Source organism: Bradyrhizobium sp. B097 (assembly GCF_038957035.1).
Lineage (GTDB): Bacteria > Pseudomonadota > Alphaproteobacteria > Rhizobiales > Xanthobacteraceae > Bradyrhizobium.
Genome location: NZ_CP152412.1, coordinates 9,153,204 through 9,175,520, shown reverse-complemented (window position 1 = coordinate 9,175,520; position 22,317 = coordinate 9,153,204). Strand labels below are relative to the sequence as shown.

Annotated in this window: 19 protein-coding genes and 1 tRNA gene; 14 read left to right on the top strand and 6 right to left on the bottom strand. The window is 64.9% G+C overall.

Annotated features, from left to right (window positions below; genetic code table 11):
• Positions 1-9: 9 nt before the first annotated feature.
• Genes AAFG07_RS42220 through AAFG07_RS42210 form a run of 3 tightly spaced genes read right to left on the bottom strand, consistent with a single transcriptional unit; the run spans position 10 to position 2,673 of the window.
• Positions 10-807, bottom strand: coding sequence for an acyl-CoA thioesterase domain-containing protein (locus tag AAFG07_RS42220; RefSeq protein ID WP_342725411.1), 798 nt, complete (start codon positions 805-807; stop codon positions 10-12).
• A 34-nt stretch (positions 808-841) separates the two neighbouring features.
• Positions 842-2,032 carry a tRNA epoxyqueuosine(34) reductase QueG gene (gene queG / locus AAFG07_RS42215; protein WP_342725410.1) on the bottom strand — a complete coding sequence of 397 codons (1,191 nt, stop codon included), beginning with the start codon at positions 2,030-2,032 and terminating at the stop codon, positions 842-844.
• Positions 1,981-2,673: a glutathione S-transferase family protein gene (locus tag AAFG07_RS42210; RefSeq protein WP_097671348.1), complete on the bottom strand. Its 693-nt coding sequence runs from the start codon at positions 2,671-2,673 to the stop codon at positions 1,981-1,983. Before AAFG07_RS42210 ends, queG begins: the two co-directional genes overlap by 52 nt.
• Positions 2,674-2,935: 262 nt before the next feature.
• On the opposite strand from AAFG07_RS42210, the gene AAFG07_RS42205 reads away from it, so the two are divergent.
• Positions 2,936-3,742 (top strand): undecaprenyl-diphosphate phosphatase, encoded by an 807-nt coding sequence (locus AAFG07_RS42205; protein ID WP_298371300.1) that lies wholly within the window; start codon positions 2,936-2,938, stop codon positions 3,740-3,742.
• Between the two features lie 188 nt (positions 3,743-3,930).
• Here AAFG07_RS42205 and AAFG07_RS42200 read toward each other — a convergent pair whose 3' ends face one another.
• Positions 3,931-4,899: a complex I NDUFA9 subunit family protein gene (locus tag AAFG07_RS42200; RefSeq protein WP_342725408.1), complete on the bottom strand. Its 969-nt coding sequence runs from the start codon at positions 4,897-4,899 to the stop codon at positions 3,931-3,933.
• A gap of 148 nt (positions 4,900-5,047) precedes the next feature.
• On the opposite strand from AAFG07_RS42200, the gene AAFG07_RS42195 reads away from it, so the two are divergent.
• Positions 5,048-5,134, top strand: a tRNA-Leu gene (locus tag AAFG07_RS42195).
• A gap of 153 nt (positions 5,135-5,287) precedes the next feature.
• Here the strand turns inward: AAFG07_RS42195 and AAFG07_RS42190 are convergent.
• Positions 5,288-6,553, bottom strand: coding sequence for an MFS transporter (locus tag AAFG07_RS42190; RefSeq protein WP_342725407.1), 1,266 nt, complete (start codon positions 6,551-6,553; stop codon positions 5,288-5,290).
• Between the two features lie 442 nt (positions 6,554-6,995).
• Here AAFG07_RS42190 and AAFG07_RS42185 point away from each other — a divergent pair, with 442 nt between their 5' ends.
• From AAFG07_RS42185 to ptsN, 8 genes are all read left to right on the top strand, one after another.
• Positions 6,996-9,776 carry an autotransporter outer membrane beta-barrel domain-containing protein gene (locus AAFG07_RS42185; protein WP_342725406.1) on the top strand — a complete coding sequence of 927 codons (2,781 nt, stop codon included), beginning with the start codon at positions 6,996-6,998 and terminating at the stop codon, positions 9,774-9,776.
• A 242-nt stretch (positions 9,777-10,018) separates the two neighbouring features.
• Positions 10,019-10,633, top strand: a complete 615-nt coding sequence (locus AAFG07_RS42180) for a ribonuclease D (protein ID WP_212312608.1) — start codon at positions 10,019-10,021, stop codon at positions 10,631-10,633.
• Positions 10,634-10,815: 182 nt separating this feature from the next.
• Complete coding sequence (gene lptC, locus AAFG07_RS42175; RefSeq protein WP_342725404.1) at positions 10,816-11,541, top strand: LPS export ABC transporter periplasmic protein LptC; 726 nt, start codon at positions 10,816-10,818, stop codon at positions 11,539-11,541.
• Positions 11,542-11,546: 5 nt separating this feature from the next.
• Entirely contained in the window at positions 11,547-12,290 is a 744-nt protein-coding gene (locus tag AAFG07_RS42170; RefSeq protein WP_342725403.1) for an LptA/OstA family protein, read from the top strand.
• Positions 12,291-12,552: 262 nt separating this feature from the next.
• Positions 12,553-13,539, top strand: a complete 987-nt coding sequence (gene lptB / locus AAFG07_RS42165) for an LPS export ABC transporter ATP-binding protein (RefSeq protein WP_342725402.1) — start codon at positions 12,553-12,555, stop codon at positions 13,537-13,539.
• Between the two features lie 90 nt (positions 13,540-13,629).
• Positions 13,630-15,285 (top strand): RNA polymerase factor sigma-54, encoded by a 1,656-nt coding sequence (gene rpoN, locus AAFG07_RS42160; RefSeq protein ID WP_342725401.1) that lies wholly within the window; start codon positions 13,630-13,632, stop codon positions 15,283-15,285.
• 185 nt (positions 15,286-15,470) lie between these two features.
• The gene (gene raiA / locus AAFG07_RS42155) at positions 15,471-16,070 is read left to right on the top strand and encodes a ribosome-associated translation inhibitor RaiA (RefSeq protein ID WP_176534627.1); all 600 of its coding nucleotides are present in this window, start codon (positions 15,471-15,473) and stop codon (positions 16,068-16,070) included.
• A gap of 231 nt (positions 16,071-16,301) precedes the next feature.
• A complete protein-coding gene (ptsN, locus tag AAFG07_RS42150) occupies positions 16,302-16,763 on the top strand; it encodes a PTS IIA-like nitrogen regulatory protein PtsN (protein ID WP_029082506.1) in 462 nt (153 codons plus the stop codon).
• A gap of 200 nt (positions 16,764-16,963) precedes the next feature.
• On the opposite strand, the gene AAFG07_RS42145 is transcribed toward ptsN, so the two are convergent.
• Entirely contained in the window at positions 16,964-17,602 is a 639-nt protein-coding gene (locus tag AAFG07_RS42145; protein WP_342725400.1) for a TetR/AcrR family transcriptional regulator, read from the bottom strand.
• Positions 17,603-17,933: 331 nt separating this feature from the next.
• Here AAFG07_RS42145 and AAFG07_RS42140 point away from each other — a divergent pair, with 331 nt between their 5' ends.
• The 4 genes from AAFG07_RS42140 (at position 17,934) to AAFG07_RS42125 (ending at position 22,246) form a co-directional block, all read left to right on the top strand.
• Positions 17,934-18,737 (top strand): SDR family oxidoreductase, encoded by an 804-nt coding sequence (locus tag AAFG07_RS42140; RefSeq protein WP_342725399.1) that lies wholly within the window; start codon positions 17,934-17,936, stop codon positions 18,735-18,737.
• A 36-nt stretch (positions 18,738-18,773) separates the two neighbouring features.
• Positions 18,774-19,904, top strand: a complete 1,131-nt coding sequence (locus tag AAFG07_RS42135; RefSeq protein WP_342725398.1) for a DUF5938 domain-containing protein — start codon at positions 18,774-18,776, stop codon at positions 19,902-19,904.
• Positions 19,905-20,047: 143 nt separating this feature from the next.
• Positions 20,048-21,586, top strand: coding sequence for an AMP-binding protein (locus tag AAFG07_RS42130; RefSeq protein WP_342725397.1), 1,539 nt, complete (start codon positions 20,048-20,050; stop codon positions 21,584-21,586).
• A 279-nt stretch (positions 21,587-21,865) separates the two neighbouring features.
• Positions 21,866-22,246, top strand: coding sequence for a hypothetical protein (locus tag AAFG07_RS42125; RefSeq protein ID WP_342725396.1), 381 nt, complete (start codon positions 21,866-21,868; stop codon positions 22,244-22,246).
• The last annotated feature ends 71 nt before the right edge of the window (positions 22,247-22,317 follow it).

The following is a 22,317-nucleotide window of genomic DNA, read 5'->3' as shown; positions in this document are numbered from 1 at the left end:
GACGAGGACCTACGGCGGCGGCGGATTGGTCATCGGCTTGCGCTGGGCGAGCGCCGCGACGGTCGACGTGCCGATCGGGCCCTGCTCGTCATAGAGCCAGCATTCGCCGATCGCGATGCCGTCGGTGGCGTGATGGTTGACGACCTCGAAGCCGATCCAGTTGCTCACCGGCAATCGGTGCAGATAGATCGTGACGTCACTGTTGATGTAGCCAAGGCCCTGGTCGCCGGCATTGGCGAACGGGCTGGCGAAATCCGCGCCGGTCGCGACATGGACGAACGGCGTCATCTTCACGCCCGCGACGAGCTCGCGGACTTCGCTCATCCAGAGCCTGCGCTCGCCGAGCGAGCCCATGTGGCCGACAATCGGCCGCGTCTCCCATTTGCCGTTCATGCCGAGCCTCGGATCGGCGGGCTTCGGAATCTCCCCGGGCGCCGGCACCTTCCAGTTCGGCGGCGACCACACGTTGCCGGGCGCATTTTCCGTCCTGCGCAACAACTGGCAGGAGGCGCGCGCCATGCTGGTGCCGCCTGAGACGAACTCGGCCTCGATCACCTTGATGCGGAGCCCATCGCGCACAAGCTTCGTCGTCACCTCGACCGGCGTCGTGATGTTGGGCAACCGGAACATGTCGACCGTGAGCCGCGCGGGGACGAAATCGTCGGAGCCGTGGCGCTCCTCGATGACGAAGCCGAGCAGCCCGATCACGACGCGGCCGTGCATCGATTCCGGGCTCCACGGTCCGTTGGCAACTGACGTCGGCATGAAGCCGTCGCCATGTCTGGTGAAGAAGGGCGGGTTTGTCATGGTTGTCGACCATGACGGGAACGGCGCGATGAAATCAAGAGCCGGCTGCCGCGCGCCACTCCTGCTGCACGCTGGCATCGGGCTCGGCGTCGGCTCGTGACGCCAGCGTCGCAAACGCATCGCGGGCGATCAGCTGCGATAGCGCCCACACCGCCGCGCCGCGCACCAGCGGGCTTGTATCGTCGAGCAGGTGCTGCGCCTCTGCGGCGAGGTTTGCATCGCCGGAATTGCCGATCGCGATCAGCACATTGCGGATGAAGCGGTCGCGGCCGATGCGCTTGACCGGTGATTTCGTGAACAGCGCGCGAAACGCGGCATCGCCGAGCCGCGCGAGATCGGCAAGCGCGGGCGCGCGCAACGCGTCGCGCGCCGCAAGCTTCTGCTCGCGTCCCGCCATCGCGAACTTGTTCCACGGACACACCGCGAGGCAATCGTCGCAGCCATAGATGCGGTTGCCGATGGCCTTGCGGAATTCGTGCGGGATCGGACCCTTGTTCTCGATCGTCAGATACGAGATGCAGCGCCGCGCATCGAGCTTGTACGGAGTCGGAAACGCCGCCGTCGGACAGATGTCCTGGCAGGCGCGGCAGCTGCCGCAATGATCGGCTTCGCCCTCGTCGCGCGGCAGCTCGGTCGCGGAATAGATCGCGCCGAGAAACAGCCACGAGCCGAATTCGCGCGACACCAGATTGGTGTGCTTGCCCTGCCAGCCGATGCCTGCGGCCTGCGCGAGCGGCTTCTCCATGACCGCGGCGGTGTCGACGAACACTTTCACCTCGTCGCCGGTCGCAGCAGCGAGCCAGCGCGCGAGAATCTTCAGCCGCTTCTTGATCACGTCGTGATAGTCGTCGCCCTGCGCATAGACCGAGATCGCGCCATGCGATCGGCGCGCGAGAATATCCAGCGGGTTGTCGTCGGGCCCGTAATTGACGCCGAGCATGATGATCGAGCGCACGCCACCCCACAGCACGCGCGGCTCAGTGCGCCGCTCCGGATTGGCCGCGAGCCAGTCCATGTCGCCATGGCCGCCGGAGCCGAGGAATTCCAAAAAATATTGTCCGGCCTCGCGCGTCGCATCAGGATCGGTGAAGCCGATGGCGTCGAAGCCGAGCGCGCGCGCCTCGCGCTGAAGGGCGGCCTTGAGATCGGACGGAGAGAGGCGGACCGCCTGGTTCAGAAGTCGAGGTCCACATAGGTGCGCGACGCCGGCACCCCCGCCAGCCATTCGCTGAGCAGCGGGCGGAACGACGGGCGGGATTTCACCCGCGCGTACCACGCCTTTGCCGCGTCGTCCTCGCTCCATGGCACGTCGCCCAGATAGTCGATCGCCGAGAGGTGCGCCGCGGCGGCGAGATCCGCGTAGGTGAGGCGGTCGCCGGCGAGATAGTTCCGCGTCTTCGCCAGCCAGCCGATATAGCTCAGATGATAGCGCACATTGACCTTGGCGGCGCGCATGATGTCGGGCGCCGGCGGGCCGCCGCCATTGTCCTCGCTCATGAAGCGCTTGTAGATCCGCTCGGTCACCAGCGGGTTGGAGGCTTCCTCGAAGAATTTCTCGTTGAACCACGCCATCAGCCGGCGCACCTCGACGCGCTCGGCCGTTGAGGTCGGCAACAGCCGCCGCTCGCCGGCATCGAGGCCATGCGTCTCGTCGACATATTCGGCGATGATGGGTGCACCCGGGATCGGCGGAAAGCCCTCGGCGATCAGCACCGGCGTGTTTGCCGCCGGATTGAGCGCCAGGAACGCCTCGCGCCGCTCCCAGACGCGTTCCTCAACCAGGCGCAGATCGAGGCCATACTCGCCGAGCACGAGGCGAATGAAGCGCGAATGCGGACAGAACGGATGGTGATACAGCGTATACATGAAGCCCTTGGTAGTGTCGTGGCGCTTAAGAAACCATCAACCTGTGTGACCTGACCTGTGAATTGGGCGGACCAGTTCCGCTCGTCTCTATGTCGCGTCGGCACGCAAACCGGTAGCCACCCCCGCAGATGGCGCGGGTCACAAAAACGCTATAGCCCAGCAAATCGGCCGGGTAACCCATTGTTTGACGATTCTTTGCGATTGCGGCCTATGTGCGAATAAGCGAGAAGAATTCGGTTTTTCACACAGGGCAGATCAGATCATGATGACGGATATGCTGCGGGCGGTGATTCTCGGCATCGTCGAGGGCGTCACAGAGTTCCTGCCGGTCTCTTCGACAGGCCACCTGCTGCTTGCGGAACGCTTCTTCAATCTCGGCGAAGGCAATTTCTGGAAGAGCTTTGCGATCCTGATTCAGCTCGGTGCGATCCTCGCGATCCTCGTGCTCTACTTCACCAGATTGTGGCGCGTCGCGCTCGGCATGTTCTCCAATCCCGACGACCGCCGCTTCGTGATCGGCGTGCTGGTGGCGTTCCTGCCCGCCGTCGTGATCGGCCTGATCGCCGGCAAATACATCAAGGAATTCCTGTTCAATCCGTGGGTGGTCTGCTTCACGCTGATCGTCGGCGGCGCCGTCCTGCTCTGGGTCGATCAGCTCGATCTCAAGGTGTACGAGGACGACGCGACCCGGTTCCCGCTGCTGATGTATTTCTGGATCGGCGTCGCGCAGTGCCTTGCGATGATCCCCGGCGTGTCGCGCTCCGGCGCCAGCATCGTGGCTGCGATGCTGCTCGGCGCCGACAAGCGCTCGGCGGCGGAGTTCTCGTTCTTCCTCGCGATCCCGACCATGGTCGGCGCGTTCGCCTATGATTTCTACAAGAACCGCGGCGACTTCACCTCGGACAATCTCAGCGTCATCGCGGTCGGCTTCGTGGTGTCGTTCATCACCGCGATGATCGTGGTGCGGGCATTCCTCAACTTCGTCACCCGCCGCGGCTTCACCTTCTTCGCCTGGTGGCGCGTGATCGTCGGCACGCTCGGCCTGATCGCGCTGGCGATGGGAAGGTAGAGGCCATCCATCACCGTCACCCTGAGGAGGCCGCAAAGCGGCCGTCTCGAAGGGCGACGGCCCGACCGTGGCCGATTCATCCTTCGAGACGCGCGTTCCGCGCTCCTCAGGATGACGGGGAAAGAGCCGTGTTGCGTGGGCGGGGCAGCCCGCGTCGGCGATGCCGGGACGTCAGGTGGAGAGAGCGCCTACGCGCTCTTCTTCTGGAACTGCCCGGTCGCGCGGAAGCGCCAGAGATATTGCGGGGCGATCGCTTCCATCGAATCGGGCGTGATGCCGAGACCCGCGAAAGTGAGACCGGCGGCCTTGGCGGCGTCGGACACGACATTGTCCGAGCGCAGCATCGCGACCTGGTCCGGGGTCAGCGTGAACGGCCCCGGTGCGAATTGCAGGACATATGACTGCAGCTTGGCGAGGCCGAACGGCAGCGGCGCCAGCATGCGATCGCGCTGCGTGATCTGAAGGATGATCTGCATCACCTCGCGCATGGTCAGCACTTCCGGCCCGCCGAGCTCGTACGTCGCGCCTGCCTTCGCCTTGCCGTCCACGGCATCGGCCACGGCGTCCGCGACGTCCGCGACATAGGCCGGCTGCAGCCTGTTGACGCCGCCGCCGACCAGCGGCAGCACCGGTGACATCCGCGCCAGCGCCGCAAAGCGGTTGGTGAACTGATCCTCCGGCCCGAACAGCAGCGACGGCCGCATGATGGTGGCCTGTGGCAGGGCGGCCTGCACCGCCTGCTCGCCTTCCGCCTTGGCGCGGTAATAGCCCGACAGCGAATCCTTATCGGCGCCGATCGCCGAGACGTGGACCATCCGAGCGCCATTCGCGGCTGCCGCCTTGGCGATGGTCTCGGCGCCCTTCACCTGCACGGCGTCAAAGCTCTGCCCGCCGCCCTCGGCCAGGATGCCGACCAGGTTGATGGCGATATGCGAATCACGCATCGCCGCCTCGACCGAGGCCGGGTAGCGCACATTGGCCTGGACGGCATGGATCTGCCCGACCCGGCCGAGCGGCTGCAGATGGCCCGCCAGTTCAGGCCGCCGCACCGCGACTCGCACGCGGTATTCGCGCTTGCAGAGTGCCCGGACCACGTTCCGTCCCAGAAAACCCGATCCGCCGAAGACCGTGACGAGCGTTTCCAGGTTCGATGCCATGAGGTCCATTCCTGCCGGATTCGAGAGCGATTGGGCGTATTTAGAGCTTCTGCCGATACGCCATCAGCCCAATCCTGTACAGGCTATTTGAATTTCCAATCGCGAATTTGACAAGCGCGTAACCGATCCTTACTAAGCCGCTCCACATGCCCAGGTGGCGGAATTGGTAGACGCGCTGGCTTCAGGTGCCAGTGGCTTAACGGCCGTGAAGGTTCGAGTCCTTTCCTGGGCACCACCTCCTTTTTAAGCGATTGAAATCGCTCAGTATCCGGAGGGTGGGTGCGGCGAAGCCGTAACCCGTCACCGTTATGCTCGGTGTGTCGGGCTGCAGCTGGCCCGAAGCGATGGCCGCAGCCTGCTTCCCCAGTCGGTGTCGCGTCCGCGCCTCTCACACCACACGCCGTCCCGCCCGCCGCGCGATCGGCCGCTGCACGAAATACATCGCGATCATTGAGATCATCGAGCTCGCTATGACGACGTAGCCGATCCGGTCGAAATGGAGCAGCGAGCCGTCCGGATTCTCGGCGACGATCGCGGCGGCAGCCACCGAGCCGAGCCCGCCCGACAACTGCTGCACCGACGCTGAGATCGCGCTGAACGAGCCGCGCTGGCTGGCGTCGGGGATCGCCGACATCAGCGCCTGCGAGGGGATCATGCGCGAGAAGATGCCGACGAACATCAGCACATTGACGATGATCGCGGTCAGCAGCGAGACGTGGCCGAGATGGGTGTAGATCAGCACCATGATGGCCGACACCACGCAGCCGAAGATGAAGGTCGGATATTTGCCGAATGCATCGCTGGCGCGGCCGACCAGCGGTCCCATCAGGATGCTGAACAGGCCGGAGACCAGATAGATCGTCGGCAGATGGACGATATCGATGCCGAGATTGTGCACGGTGAAGGCGCTGCCGAACGGCATCAGCATGAAGCCGCCGGTCGCCAGCAGCGTCGTCACCAAAAAGGCCAGCGTGTAGCGCGGCTGCGCGACGGTTGCGATCAAATGCTGGAACGGGTTGCGGTCGTGCTGCAGCTTGAGATGGCCGTCGACCGGCTCCATCACCAGCGCGATGGTGGCGATCGCCGCGATCGACAGGCCGACGATGGCCACGAAGCAGATGTGCCAGTTCCAGTGATTGGCCAGGAACAGCCCGGCGGGCACGCCGAGCACCTGGCTCGCGGCGAATGCGGTCTGAATGAAGCCCATCACCCGGCCGCGCAGATGCAGCGGAAACAGGTCGGTGACGATGGCGAGCACGACGGAGCCGATCACCCCGCCGAACAGGCCGGTGACGATGCGGCCGAGCAGCAGCACATGGAAATTCTGCGCCAGTGCGCACAGCGCGGTGCCGAAGGTGAAGCCGACATAGAAGAACAGCAAGAGCCGCTTGCGGTCGAAGCGATCGGCAAAACCGGCGGCGAGGATGCCGGAAATGCCGGCCGCGAAGGCGTAGGCCGAGACCGCGACGCCGAACTGCCCCGCCGTGATGTTGAGTGACGGCATCAGGATGGCGCCGAGCGGCGACATGATGATGAAGTCGAGGATCAGGGTGAACTGCGTGAAGGCAAGCAGCGCGATCAGGAAGGCTTGATAGCGCGAAAAGCCGCGTTCCTGCGGCTCGTCGATCGGCGCGGCGATGGTCTGTTCCGACATAAGGCTCATTTCATTGCGAAGCGGGTCCGGGCTGGCAACAGATAGGGAGGGTACGGCCGGATTTCATGGGGCGCGCCGGCAACAGTTCCATCGAAATTGAACGTGCGGCGGCAATGACTTGGCCGTGCGCCCCAGATCGAACTTGGCGAGAAAATGGGGGCAGCGGTGCACCGGATCACGCCAAGCGATTGTTTCCGGTTGTGTCGGGCGATAACTGCAACGGGTGAGTGCTGTACTTCACAACCTCGGAAGCGTACGCACGTCAAGGATGTGAATCGTGATGATACAGCTCATGGTTCCGTCTGTGGCGGTCGCGCAACAGATCGCTGCAAATCGTCTCAAGCTTGAACGGAGCGGATCAGCCGACGCTGAGAGCGGGGCAGGGGGGTCACAGGTGGCGGGAGGCCGGGGGTCGGGTTCGCGCCGAGGTTGGAGTAAGGGCATGGTTTCATCGCGGCTCGCGGCGATCCTGTCGTGCACTTTGGGTGGCGGCTATCTTCTATCGGTCTCGCAGGCGTTTGCTGCCTGCGACAGTCTTGCGCCGGCGAGCGGTCAGACGGTGACCTGCTCGACCACAGCGCCGAATCCCTCACCCGCTGGCGTGCAGGCCGCAGCCGGCAGCTCGAACGTCACCGTGAACGTGCTGCAGGGCGCCGGCATCACGCCGGGCGCCGGCGCGGCCGCGATCGGCCTTGTCTCCCGCAGCACCGCCACCAACAACGGCACGCTGACCATCAGCGGCGGCGGCACGGGGATCTTCGGCAGCGGCGACGGCAATGTCTTCACCAATGCTACGTCGGGCGTGATCACGACCACCGGCGCCGGCAGCAATGCGATCGCCGCCAGCAGCAACGGCAACACGCTGATCAACAACGGCACGATCACGACGCAGAACGGCACCTCGCGCGGGCTTGCCATCACCGGTCTCACGCAGCACAACAACAATACGCTGATCAATACCGGGACCATCACCACCCAGGGCCCGCAGTCGCACGGCCTCTATGTGCAGACCGGCGACAGCAACACCTTCACCAATAGCGGCACCATCACCACGGCCGGCGCCGGTGCGCGTGCGATCTTCTCCGCCGGACAATTCATGACCATCACCAACACCGGCACGCTGCTCACGACCGGCGGCGATGCCGGCGGCACCGCCAACAACACCGTCTTCATGCAGGGCAATGCCGCCGTCCTGCGCAACAGCGGCACCATCGAGGCGCGTGGCGTCAATGCCGACGGCGTGTTCTCCAACACGGCCGGCTCGTCGTTCACCGCGCGCATCGAGAACCTCGCCGGCGGCAAGATCATCAGCCAGAACGGGCCCGCGATCCGCACGCTCAACGGCGCCACCACCATCGTCAATGCCGGCCTGATCGCCGGCAACAGCGGCACGGCGCTCGCGGGCGGCGGCGGTGCGGTGACGATGATCCTGCAAACCGGCTCGCAAATTGTCGGCCTTGCCGATGGCGGCGGCGGCAACAACCAGGTGCGGCTGCAAGGCAGCGGCACGGCCGACAATGCGTTCGCGCGATTCCAAACGCTGACGATGGAAGGCGCTGACTGGACCTGGGCCGGCACCGGCACCTTCGCTAACACCTTCATCAACAGCGGTTCGCTGACGCTGCAGACCTCGCTGACCGGCAATGTGTCGATTGCGGCGGGCAGCAGCCTGCTGGCCGGCAACGGCGCCAACCCGTCGATCACGTCGTTTCCGGGCGGGCCGCCGATCACCGTCACCAACGCCGGCGTCATCAATCTCACCAATGGCGGCGCCACCGCAGCGAACAGCCTGACGATCGCGGGCAACTATGTCGGCAATGGCGGCGGGCTTTATCTGCGCACCGTGCTCGGTGGCGACGGTTCGCCGTCGGATCGGCTCGTCATCTCCGGCGGCAATGCGTCGGGCTCGACCGCGGTGACCGTCACCAATGCCGGCGGCGCGGGCGCGCTGACCACCTCTGATGGCATCATGGTGGTGCAGGCGGTCAACGGCGGCAGCACGGCCCCCGGCGCATTCGGCCTCTCCAACGCCGTCGTGGCCGGCGCGCACGAATATCTGCTGTTTCGTGGCGGCGTCTCGGCCGGCAGCGCCGACAATTGGTATCTCCGCTCGCAGCTGTTGCCCGGCACATCGTCGCCGGCGCCACCGGCTGCACCCGCACCAACGCCGCCGGCATCGCCCAACGTGGTGCCGCCGCCCGCGATGCTGCCGGCAGAGGACCTGTCGTCGCTGACGCCGCCGCCGGCAGGCGCAGCGCCCGTCGAGCTCTACCGCGAGGAGGTCGCGGTCTATTCGGCGTTGCCGCAGGTCGCGCAGAAGCTCGGGCTCGCAACGCTCGGCACCTTCCATCAGCGCCAGGGCGATCAGGCCTTGTTGACCAGTGGCGGTGAACAACCGGCAGCGTGGGCGCGCGCGTACGGTTCGCACAGCGCGCAGAGCTGGGCCGGCACGGTCAGCCCGTCCTTCGACGGCACCATGGCCGGCGTGCAGGTCGGCGTCGACATCCTGCGCTTTGAATCCGCGCCCGGGCATCATGATCGCGCGGGCTTGTTCTATGCGTATGGCTGGGCCAGCGGCAGCATCAACGGCTTCGCGCTCGGCATGAACAACGTCCGCACCGGCACGCTCTCGATCGACAGCCAGAATGTCGGCGGCTACTGGACCCATATCGGCCCCTCAGGCTGGTACGTCGACGCCGTGCTGATGGGCAGCTTCTACGGTGCAAGCCCGCAGTCGGATCGTCAGGTCGGCGCGCTTGTGTCGGGCACCGGTGTCGCGGCGTCGCTGGAAACCGGCGTGCCGCTACAGCTGAACCGCTTTCTCGCGATCGAGCCGCAGGCGCAACTGATCTGGCAGCGCCAGTCGTTCGACAGCTTCAACGACATCTTCTCCAGCGTCGCGCCCGGCAGCGCCGATACGCTGACCGGCCGGCTCGGCGTGCGCGTTCCCGCGACCTTCAGCGTCGGCACCGCCGAACTGCGCCCCTATCTCGAGGCCAATCTCTGGCACACGGCCGCGAATGACCGCAGCATCGCCTTTGCGACCACCGACCTGATCGGCGTGCAAAGCCGCGGCACCGCGGTCGAGATCGGCGCCGGCGTTATCGCGCAGCTCAATCGCACGATCAGCGCCTATGCGAGCGCGGGTTACACGACGTCGGTGGACAGCACCCGCCGCGACGACATCACCGGCCGGCTCGGGCTGCGCGTCAGCTGGCAATAATGGCGCGCGCCGCGCTGGCGCTGTGGACTGCCCAAGCCATTGTCTCCGCTGCACAATGGCGCTAAACCCTGAACCATCTGTGCGTGCACAATGAGGTTCGCGTTGCCGGCGCTCCGCCCTTGATGGGCTTTGACGCCGAGACGCAAGCCAAGGCTTGGACAACGAAGCTTGATGCACGCTCGCCTGTCGGGGAATTGAACGATAGCTTGTCCCGAGAGCGATTCGACGAGGTTTTTGACAGCATGACCATCCGCCTGCATCGCGGCGATCTGCCTGATCTGTCCCGCTACACCGATTCCGTGGCAATCGACACCGAGACCATGGGACTGCATCCGCACCGTGACCGGCTCTGCGTGGTGCAGATGTCGAACGGTGACGGCACCGCCGACGTGATCCAGATTCCGAAGGGGCACACCGACTCGCCGAACCTGAAGGCGCTGCTCGCCAATCCTGCGATCACCAAGATCTTCCATTTCGCGCGGTTCGACGTCGCGGTGCTCTACAACACGTTCGGTGTGATGCCGGCGCCGGTCTATTGCACCAAGATCGCCTCGCGCCTGTCGCGCACCTACACCGACCGCCATGGCCTGAAGGATCTGGTGCGCGAAGTGCTGAACGTCGAATTGTCGAAGCAGCAGCAGTCGAGCGACTGGGGTGCGCAAAGCCTGAGCGAGGCCCAGCTCGCCTATGCCGCGTCCGACGTGCTGCACCTGCATGCGCTGCGCGACAAGCTGAATGTCATGCTGGCGCGCGAGGGACGCACGGATCTCGCGAAGGCCTGTTTCGATTTCCTGCCGACGCGCGCCAGGCTCGATCTCGACGGCTGGGAGGCCGAGGACATCTTCGCCCATTCCTGATTTCGCCCGTTCATGATGGGCGCCGAATTCGTCGCAGCAGGGCCGGTTCCGCCCCGTTTCGGCCAAACTGTTCACGCGTGGTCCGCCTTGAAGTCGGCTTGGGGGGCGCGACGCGAGGTCCGGGCTGCATATTCGGGCGGCTCCGGCTAGAATAGGGGCAATTCCGCGCCTCTGGAGCTCAGGTGAATTCGGTTCAGAATCCAGCCTATGTCACGGGCCTCGAGGCGCGCTTTGCCGCTGCCGCGCGGCACAGCCGCATGGTGCGGATTCTGCGCGTCGCGGTGCCTGCAGTGGTCGGGCTGTCGATGGCCTCGATCATCTTCGTCTCGGTCTACAATCCATTCCGCGAAATGATCCCCAAGCTGCCGGTCGAGATGGATAACCTCGTCGTGTCCGGCACCAAGATCACGATGGAATCGCCGCATATCGCCGGCTTCTCCGCTGAGGGCCGGCCCTATGAGATGTGGGCCAAGGCGGCGATCCAGGACGTCACCGACCCTGATCATGTCGAACTGAAGACGATCCGCGCCAAGGTGGCGCAGCAGGATCAGTCGACAGTGACGATGGATGCGCGCACCGGCTTCTTCGACAACAAGAAGCAGCTGCTCGACCTGCGGCAGGATATCTTCCTGCAGTCGTCCACCGGCTATGAGGCCAAACTGACGCAGGCCTTTGTCGACATCAACAAGGGCAACGTGTCGTCGGACGAGCATGTCGACGTCAAGCTGCTCCAAGGCACGCTGACCGCCGACCGCCTCAGGATCTACAACAGCGGCGAGCTCGTGCGGTTCGAGGGCAATGTCGTGATGAATCTGGACAAGCTCGGCGACAACAATCCGAGCCCGCCCGCCGAGCCCGCGCCACCTCCGCCGCCACCGAAGCCGCGCAAGTCCGCCAACCCGAAATGAATTTGATGATGAGACGTTTTCCGCACGGCATCGCAATTGCGGCCTTTCTGCTCACGCTGTTCGCAGCCGGCACTGCGTCCGCACAGGGCTCGATGAGTGGCGTTCCCAACGCCATGCAGGGCTTTTCGCAGAACCGCGACCAGCCGATCCAGATCGAGGCCGCCTCGCTCGAAATGCGCGACAAGAAGAAGGAGGCGACCTTCGCCGGCAATGTGAAGGTCGTGCAGGGCGACACCACCATGACCTCGAAGGTGCTGGTTGTGTTCTACGAGGATAAATCGACGCAGTCGCCGACGCCGGCCACGAGTGGTACCTCGGGCGGCACCAAGGCTGCCGCCGGTCAGAAGGGCGCGCCGATACAGTCGGCAACGCCCGGCCCCGGCGGCGCGTCCTCGATCAAGCGGCTGGAGGCGAAGGGCAATGTCGTCGTCACCCAGAAGGATCAGGTCGTCACCGGCGAGACCGCGATCTTCGACACCAAGACCAATTTGATCACCATGATCGGCGGGGGTGGCGGCCAGGTCGTGCTGACCCAGTGCCAGAACGTGCTGCGCGGCGACCGCCTGCTGGTGGACATGACCACCGGCGTCTCGCGGGTGGAATCCGACAGCGGCAAGGTGCAGGGCCTGTTCATCCAGTCGCAGGGCGGACAGAACGGCAAGGGCGGCTGCGGCACGCCGGCCGCCCCCGGCACGGCCCCTGCTGCCCCGTCGCCGCTTCAGCTGCTTCCGGGCAGCAAGCCGAAATAGGCCTCCCAAAGTAAGCTTCGCGTAAGGTGAAGTAGAATCAATAAGTTAGATAAAATTTTGCGGTCGCAAGGTTGAAGCGCGCCGGGCGAGACTGTATCTACTCCAGCGGCCCGGCCGGACGATGTGCCTTTGAGGGGGAGTTATGTTGGCCGGGACAGGGGCATCCATTCATTCAAGGCGCATGTTGGCGCTTTGCCGTGCGAATCGATTGGTCCGCAGGCAAGGTCGCGGGATCACCGTGAAAGGCTGAAGCGAAGCGGGGATGGTGGATTTTCTCGGCATGTTCCGGCGGCGCCCTGCGAAACGCAGTTCCGGATTTGCGCGCGCGCATGACGACATCACGGCGCTCGGCGACCAGTTCGGCGAGATGCTGACGTCACCGGTGCGCGACGCGCCGCCGATGGCGCGCGCCGCTCCGGTTCCCGCCGTCGAGCTGCCGCGATCCCAGCCCGCAGCGGCACCCGCCCCGGCGCGGGCGAGGCCGGCCAGGAACAATGCCGCTTCTGCGCCGCAGCTCATCAAGCGGCCGGGCTATCTGGCTGTGCATAGCGTGGAAAAGAGTTTTGGCAGCCGCCAGGTCGTGCGCGGCGTCAGCATCTATGTGCGCCGCGGCGAGGCGGTCGGCCTGCTCGGGCCCAACGGCGCCGGCAAGACCACCGTGTTCTACATGATCACCGGCCTGATCAAGGCCGATCGCGGCGCGATCGAGCTCGACGGCCACGACGTCACCAAGCTGCCGATGTATCAGCGCGCGCGGCTCGGCATCGGCTATCTGCCGCAGGAAGCCTCGATCTTCCGCGGCCTGACGGTCGAGCAGAACATCCGCGCGGTGCTCGAGGTCGTCGAGCCCTCGAAGAAGAAGCGCGAGCACGAGCTGGATTCGCTGCTCGACGAGTTCAACATCACGCGGCTGCGCAAGAGCCCGTCGATCGCGCTGTCCGGCGGCGAGCGCCGCCGCGTCGAGATCGCGCGCGCGCTGGCGACGCGCCCGAACTACATGCTGCTCGACGAGCCGTTCGCCGGCATCGACCCGATCGCGGTCGGCGACATCCAGGACCTCGTCCGCCATCTCACCAACCGCGGCATCGGCGTGCTCATCACCGACCACAATGTCCGCGAGACGCTCGGCCTGACCGACCGCGCCTATATCGTCTATGCCGGTGAGATCTTGACTGAGGGCAGCCCGGAGGAGATCGTTAACGACCCGGATGTACGCAGGCTTTACCTTGGCGAGGAATTCCGCCTCTAGCCCAAATTTTGCATCCGTCAAGCCGTGTACATCCCAGGCGGACTAATATAAGCAAGAATCGAGCCAATTTTTGGGATCGATCTTGCCTCCATGGCGCTGACGCAAAGACTAGAGTTCCGCCAGTCGCAGTCGCTGGTGATGACGCCGCAGCTGATGCAGGCGATCAAGCTGCTGCAACTGTCGAACCTGGATCTGTCGGCCTTTGTCGAGGAAGAGCTGGAGCGCAATCCGCTGCTCGAGCGGGCCGCCGATGGGCCGGAACCGCCGGTGGCGGGCGAGCCGGCGATGGAGCGGCCGGACTACGGCGACTCCGACGGTTCCTCGAGCTACGGGGATGACGGCGAGCCGTCCGACATGGCCGCAGGCTCGGGCGGCGAGCCCGCCTTTGAGCCCGGCCAGGAGGAATGGCTGAACCGCGACCTCGGCACCCGCGCCGAGATCGAGCAGACGCTCGACACCGGGCTCGACAACGTGTTCTCCGAAGAGCCGGCCGAAGCCGCCGCGCGCGCCGCGCAGGACGCGGCCCCGTCGGTCTATACCGAATGGGGCGGTGGCGCCTCCAGCGACGACGAATACAATCTCGAGGCCTTCGTGGCCGCCGAGCTGACACTTTCCGACCACCTCGCCGAACAGCTCGCGGTGGCGTTCTCGGCGCCGGCGCAGCGCATGATCGGGCAGTATCTGATCGACCTGGTCGACGACGCCGGCTACCTGCCGGCCGATCTCGGCCAGGCCGCCGAGCGCCTCGGAGCGTCGCAGCAGGCGGTCGACGAGGTCGTCGCGGTGCTGCAGAAGTTCGATCCGCCGGGCGTCTGCGCGCGAAATCTTAGCGAGTGCCTGGCGATCCAGCTGCGCGAGCTCGATCGCTACGATCCGGCGATGCAGGCGCTGGTCGAGCATCTCGATCTGCTCGCCAAGCGCGACATCGCGGCCTTGCGAAAGCTGTGCGGCGTCGACGACGAAGACATCACCGACATGATCGCCGAGATCCGCCGGCTCAATCCGAAGCCGGGGCTGAAGTTCGGCGCCGCGCGGACGCAGACCATGGTGCCCGACGTCTATGTGCGTCCGGGTCCCGACGGCGGCTGGCATGTCGAGCTCAACAGCGACACTCTGCCGCGCGTCCTGGTCAACCAGACCTATTACTCTGAGCTGTCGAAGACGATCCGCAAGGACGGTGACAAGTCGTACTTCACCGATTGCCTGCAGAACGCGACCTGGCTGGTCCGCGCGCTTGATCAGCGCGCCCGCACCATCCTGAAGGTCGCAACCGAAATCGTCCGCCAGCAGGACGGATTCTTCACCTATGGCGTCGCGCACCTGAGGCCGCTCAATCTGAAGGCGGTAGCGGATGCGATCCAGATGCATGAATCGACGGTGTCGCGCGTCACCGCCAACAAATACATGGCGACCAATCGCGGCAGTTTTGAATTGAAGTATTTTTTCACCGCGTCGATCGCCTCCGCCGACGGCGGCGAGGCGCATTCGGCCGAAGCGGTGCGTCACCACATCAAGCAATTGATCGACGGCGAGGCGGCGTCGGCGATCCTGTCCGACGACACGATCGTGGAACGTTTGCGCGCTTCGGGCATTGATATCGCCCGCCGCACCGTCGCGAAGTACCGCGAGGCGATGCGGATACCATCCTCGGTGCAGCGCCGCCGTGACAAACAGAGCATGCTCGGTAATGCCCTTTCGGCCCCTGCCTCCTCGCCCGACCGCTCGCGCGATACAGCCCCCGTTTAGGTTACTTCTTGAGTACGACCCCGTCCGAGTACGGGCAGGATCATGCCCTCGTTGCGTTCGCGTCAAATCGCGATAGTCTCAATCTTTCCTGGCGAAGCGTCGTCCAGCAAGGGAGGTGACCGGAAGCCCAGCAAACATCATGCTCCTGCAAGAGTGATCGAGGCATCCAGCAATTGAGGCATCAAATGACCCTTCGAATCTCGGGAAAGAGCATCAGCATCGGCGAGGCGCTTCGCGCGCGCGTCAGCGAGCGCACCGACGAGGTCCTGCGAAAGTATTTTGATGGCAACTATTCCGGTCACATCACGCTGAGCAAGGATGGCTTCGGCTTCCGCACCGATTGCTCGCTGCATCTGGATTCCGGCATCACGCTGGAAGCCGAATCCAACGCCGCCGACGCTTATGCCAGCGCGGACGCCGCGCTCCTGATGATCGAGAAGCGCCTGCGCCGCTACAAGAGCCGGCTCAAGGACCGCTCGGCCCGCAAAACCTACACCGCGAACGCTGCGTTTGCCGAATTGAACGGCGTCGGGCTCGACGCGCCGAGCTACGTCATCGAGGCGCCCGAGAACGAGGATGAGGTCACCGAATACAGCCCGGTGATCATTGCCGAGGCAACCACTGCGCTGAAGCGGCTGTCGGTCAGCGAAGCCGTCATGGAGCTCGATCTGACCGGCGCCTCCTGCCTGGTATTCCAACATGGCGGCAGTGGCCGGTTGAACATCATATACCGCCGTACGGACGGCAATGTCGGCTGGGTCGATCCGCCGGCGGTGAGCCCCTGAGGATAGTTGGCCCATGGCATTGACGTCCGAAGCCGGCCCTGCTTATGGTCCGCCGCCTCCAGCAATAAGGAGGCGGAACAGGGTTCGCAGGTGTTGGCACCGCCGATACGTTGGAGTAGAAGCCCTGCCAACTGGACCCGGGCTAAGCCCGCATCCCACCTCAACTTCTTGACGCCGCCGCTGTAAAGCCTATTTCGCAACCTGACGGTTCATTCACCTCGGAACGTCCCAATGCCGATTACCGATTTGGTCGCACCCGAGGCGATTCTCCCGGCTTTGAAAGTCATCAGCAAGAAGCAGGCGCTGCAGGAACTCGCTGCGCGTGCATCCGCGCTGACCGGGCAGAACGAACGCGCGGTGTTCGAAGTGCTGCTGCAGCGCGAGAAGCTCGGCACCACGGCGGTCGGCTATGGCGTCGCCATTCCGCACGGCAAGCTGCCGAAGCTTGAGAAGCTGTTCGGCTTCTTCGCCCGCCTCGAGCGCCCGATCGATTTCGAGGCGATGGACGGCCAGCCGGTCGATCTGATCTTCCTGTTGCTCGCGCCGGAAGGCGCCGGTGCCGATCACCTCAAGGCGCTGGCGCGCATCGCCCGCCTGCTGCGCGACCAGGACGTCGCCAAGAAGCTCCGTGCCTCGCGCGACGCGCAGGCGATCTACTCGGTGCTCGCGCTGCCGCCGGCGAGCGCGGCGTAATCATCCGCATTCGCGAATTCGTTCGCGCAATTGTCATCAAGACATAGTTCGTTCGCCACGCGATGGCGCGCGACACTGCGCGATCATTTCGATCGCCGTAGCCCGGATGAAGCGAAGCGCAATCCGGGGAAATCTCGCAACCAGCGCAAATCCCGGATTTCGCTGCGCTTCATCCGGGCTACGAAGCGTTCGCAGTTCTCTCAGCAGATCGTCGGCAGCAGACGGCGGACTTCGTCGAGCAGATCGGGGACGGCCTTCTCGTCGCTGGCGAGGTGCCTGAGCAGCGCGCTCTGGAACAGGCCGTCGAACAGCGCGTAGAGCGCAGCTGGAGACGATGCCGGCTTTCTGTTGCCCAACTCTGCGTAGCGCGTGGCGATCCGCCAGATCATCGCTTCCAGGCTCTTGTCGATCTCGAGCACGTCCTTGCGAAACGCGGGCTCGAACATCGCCTGCGAGCGCAGGTCGTACCAGAGCCGGTGCATGCGGGCTTCGTCCTGCAACGTCGCCGCGAGCTTGGCGAGGAAGCCTTCGGTCAATTCGTCGCGGCTTCGTGCCGTCGTCACCACCTCGTCGTAGCGCGTGACGCATTTCGCCTTGTAATGACGGACGCAGCAGCAGATCAGATCGAGCTTGTCGCTGAAGTAGTAGTGAAACACGCCGTGCGTGAACGCGGAGTTCTGCGCGATTTCGCGCAGGCTGGTGCGCGCGAAGCCGAGTTCGCCGAGCGTTTCCAGCGCGGCCTCCGCAAGCTCGACGCGTCGTGCGTTGAATTTCTCGTCGCGCAGCGTCTCGGCCGCCACCGCCACGCGTTGGGCCGCTCCTGTCGCTTGCCGCGCCATCTCGTGCCTTTCCTGTCTCTTCCCTGCAGCAACTTATACCGCGCGAACCGCGGCGCACTCCATCTCTTCACAATCATCCTCTTTGACACTTGTCAAATTCAGGCTTGACAAGTGTCAAGTTCCTGGACGAGGGTTGGCGCAATAATTTGGACAACCGTCAAGACGGCTGACCTAACGACATCAAGGAGGAAATGCACTGCCGGGCGCGCCAACGCTGCGCCCCGCCGACGCCGGCCGTCACCACCAATGCGCTCAGAATGCGCAAGGCCGCCGAGCGTGCTGTCGATCGCCAAAGCACCGATCAATCACCAAGCAAAGGGAGGACTACGTCATGAGTGCGAAGAGCCTTGAAGGCAGGAAAGCCCTGGTCACCGGCGGCGCCCGGGGGATTGGCGCGGCAATCGCGCAGGCGCTGGCGCGGTCCGGCGCCGCGGTCATGATCGGTGATATCCTCGACGATGCCGGCAAGGCCAGCGCCGCCGAGATCGCCAAGGCCGGGGTCAAAACCGGCTTCGTCAAGCTCGACGTCACCGATGACGCGCAATGGGAGCGGGCCGCCGCCGCGACGGTCGAAACCCTCGGTGGCTACGACATCCTGATCAACAATGCCGGCATCGAGATCACCTCGCTGGTCGCCGACATCAAGGCCGAGGACGCGCGCCGCATGTGCGACGTCAACATCGTCGGCACCGTGCTCGGCATGAAGCACGCCTTCCGCGCGATGCGGCCGGGCGGAGCCGCGGGCAAGGGTGGCGCAGTCGTCAACATCGCCTCGGTCGCAGCGACGATCGCCTTTCCGAGCATCGCCGTCTACTCCGGCACCAAATCCGCCGTCGATCGGATGACGCGGGTCGGCGCGATGGAAGCCGGCAAGCTCGGTTATGGGGTGCGGGTGAACTGCATCTATCCCGGCCTGATCCCGACCGACATGGGCCTGCAGCTCGCCAATGACATCGTGAAGATCGGTCTCGCGCCCGACGTCAATGCCGCCGTCGGCTCGGTGGTGGAGCAGACGCCGCTCGGCAAGCTCGCCGAGGTCTCCGACATCGCCGACGCCGCGGTGTTCCTGTGCTCGAACGAGGCCCGCTTCATCACCGGCATCGGCCTTCCGGTCGATGGCGGCATGGGCATGTAGCAACAAAGCCGACAACAAGCATTTCGGAGGATCGCAATGAGCGAGAAGAAACCCGTCATCGTCTATGGCGCTTCCGGCTACACCGGCCGGCTGGTCTGCGAATATCTGCGCGAGTACAACATTCCCTTCATCGCCGCCGGCCGCAGTGGCGAGAAGCTCAATGCCGCGATGAAGTCGAACGTGGCTGGCATCGAGACCGCCGACTACGAGGTGGTGACCGTGCCGCACACCGCGGCCGCGCTGACTGAATTGTTCAAGGGCGCCTCGGTGGTGCTCAACACCGTGGGTCCGTTCGCCAAGTTCGGCACCGAGGTGGTGCAGGCTTGCCTCGCTGCCAAGTGCCACTACACCGACACGACAGGCGAGCAGGACTGGCTGATCACGCTCGAGCAGGAGTTCGGCGCGAAGTTCGCCAATGCCGGCCTGCTGCTGGCGCCGGGCATCGCGCAGATGTACACCACCGGCGAGATCGCCGCGCAGCTGTGCCTGGAGACGCCCGGCCTCGACACGCTTGATATCGCCGTGTTCTGGGGCGGCAGCCCGACCATCGCCTCGACGCAGACCATCCTGGTCAACGCCGCGATGGCCAAGGCCTACTACCTCGAGCAGAACAAGTACGTCGAGCATCAGCCCGATGCCGGCCTCTACAACCTCGCCATCCCCGGCCAGCATGAGCTGGCGCTGGCGCTGCCCTGGGGCGGCACCTCGCACCCGGTGTGGTTCAAGCGCGATCCGCGCGTGGCCAACGTCAAGGTGCTGGGCGGCGTGTTCAACCGCGCGCTGATGCTGGGCGTGCCGCAGATCGTCGCCGCCGCGCTGGAGGCGACCAAGGACATGAAGCCCGACGAGCGCTACGCCGCGCTGGCGCAGACCGCGGCCGGCGTGATGAACACCATGCCGCCGCGCGAGAACCCGCGCGTCAACAAGTCGTTGGATTCGGTGTACGCCTCCGGCCCGCTGGGGCGCGCGCACTGCGTCATCTACGGCAATAGCAACTACAAGCAGACCGGCATGCTGCAGGCCTTTGCCGCGGCGTATTTGCTGCAGCAGCCGCCCAAGCGCGTGGGCTTCGCCTCCGCCTGCCAGGCGTTCGGCCATCACGAGCTGCTCGGGCAATTGCGCAGCTTCGGCCTGGTCGGCAAGCCGGTCCTGACCGTGCACGATTGAGCTTGGGCCCCGATCGGCTCGGGGCCCAACACTCCGTTCCCTGAAGCGTTTTCGTCAAGCGGACCGGTATCCAATTGGCTCGAAAACGCCGCCTCCGCGGGTGACGCAGTCGCGCGTCACCCGCCTCTTGCGCGAGACCTGCCATGCGCTTCATCGATTATCTCGACAAGGGTGCCTCGCTCGGCGCCGCCGCGCCGTGCCTCACCATGGACGGGCGCGATCTCAGCTATGGTGAGGTGCAGCGGCTGAGCTACCGGATCGCGCGCGGGCTCGAGCGATCGGGCATCGCGCCCGGCGAGAAGGTCGCGATCCTGTCCGGCAACGATCCGCTCGCGTTCGCCTGTGTGTTCGGCATCTCGCGCGCGGCCGCCGTGTGGTGTCCGATCAACCCGCGCAACGAGGCGACGGAGAACAAGTTCATTCTCGACCAGTTCGATTGCAGCCTGCTGCTGTTTCATTCGAGCTTCGCGCCGATGGTCGAAGCCGTCAGGCAGGATCTGCCCAAGCTGCGCGCGCTGGTCTGCCTTGATACCGAGCTGCCGTTCGCGCCGTCGTTCGATCGCTGGCTCGGCGGGCTCACTGACGATGTCTATCGGCGCGACACGATCGACGATCTCGCGATGATCCCGGGCACCGGCGGTACCACCGGCAAGCCCAAGGGCGTGATGCTCTCGGGGCGCAACATCGAGGCGATGACCGCGCTGACCCTGATGGGCTACCCGTTCAAGGGCCGCCCGATCTATCTGGCGCTGGCGCCGCTGACGCATGCCGCCGGCGTGCTTTGTTTTCCGATCATGACGCGGGGCGGCCGCGTTGTGATCATGCACCACCCCGACATCGGCGAGTACCTCGCGCTGATCGAACGCTATCGCGTCACGCATACGTTCCTGCCGCCGACCGTGATCTACATGCTGCTCGATCATCCCGGGCTCGATGCAGCCGATCTCACCTCGCTGCAATGCTTCTGGTACGGCGCGGCACCGATCTCGGCGACGCGGCTCGCCGAGGCCCTGAAGCGGATCGGGCCGATGGCGCAGCTGTTCGGCCAGACCGAGGCGCCAATGATGATCTCGATGATGGCGCCCGCCGATCACTACAATGCAGACGGCACCATCGCGATGGAGCGCCTTGCTTCCGCCGGGCGGATCGGTCCGCTGGTGCAGGCCGGCATCATGGATAGCGACGGCAAGCTGTTGCCCGCAGGATCGCGCGGTGAGATCGTGGTGCGCGGTTCGCTTGTCATGGAAGGCTATTACAAGAACCCGGAGGCCACGCGTGAGGCCTCGGCACATGGTTGGCACCACACCGGCGATATCGGCTACATCGACGGCGACGGCTACCTCTACATCGTCGACCGCGCCAAGGACATGATCATCACCGGTGGCTTCAACGTCTACTCGATCGAGGTCGAGAACGCGTTGCGCGCCCACGAGGCGGTGCAGGATTGCGCTGTCATCGGGCTGCCCGACGACAAATGGGGCGAGCGCATCGTCGCGGTGGTGCAGCCGCGCGCCGGCCAAACCGTCGATGCGACGGCGCTGGCCGCGTTCGTCAAGCAGCAGGTCGGCAGCATCAAGACGCCGAAGCAGATCGAGGTCTGGGACGATCTGCCGCGTTCCAAGGTCGGCAAGGTGCTGAAGCCGGACATCCGCGCGCGCTTGACCGGGCGTTCAGGCAGCTAGGGCGGCGCTCGATGGTGACGCTGTGGACCTGACGCTGTTGCCGCATCGGGTTTAAACGCTCGCTATTCGCCGGTCTTGAGCGTAGAGTCGCGGCATCACCGCCCATCCACGGCATCCACCGGTGACTGAGGGTAACGTAGGGCTCCCGCCAACAGATGAGGAGCATACGTGTCTGGATTTCGTCTGGCCGATTGGATCGTGCCGCCGGTGATCGTTCCCCTGTTTCTTCTGCTCTTGGTGGCCGCTGCCGCCGTCCTGCATGGATAAGGCGACGCAACGATGAATTCGTCGGCGTTTGGCCACGCCAGGCCGGCGCTTGATGTGGCCGGCAACGCGCAAGCGCGCAGCCGGCTCACAACCCAAAATCATGAAATGCTCAGTGGGACGATCACCCGGAAAGGCTCCTGTATGAAAACGCTGCTATTCGCCGCGGTTGCGGCCACCCTGCTTGCACAGGGCGCGTTCGCCGCCGAACCGGCCTGCCACAAGATCGAAGGCACGGTCGGTCGTCTCGCCTGCTACGATGCCGCGTTCCCTCCGACGGTCAAGAAGCCTCCGGCCATCGATAGCAACGCGCCGCGATCCGAATACAAGGACCCGTTGATCGCGGAAGAGGCCCGCCTTGCGGCGAAGCTGAAAAACATCTGTCGCGGTTGTTGAGATTTGCGACGAGATACGCGAGTGGCCGGCGACGAGCGCACCGCTTCGTCCTTGGCGTCACCGCGTCCGGT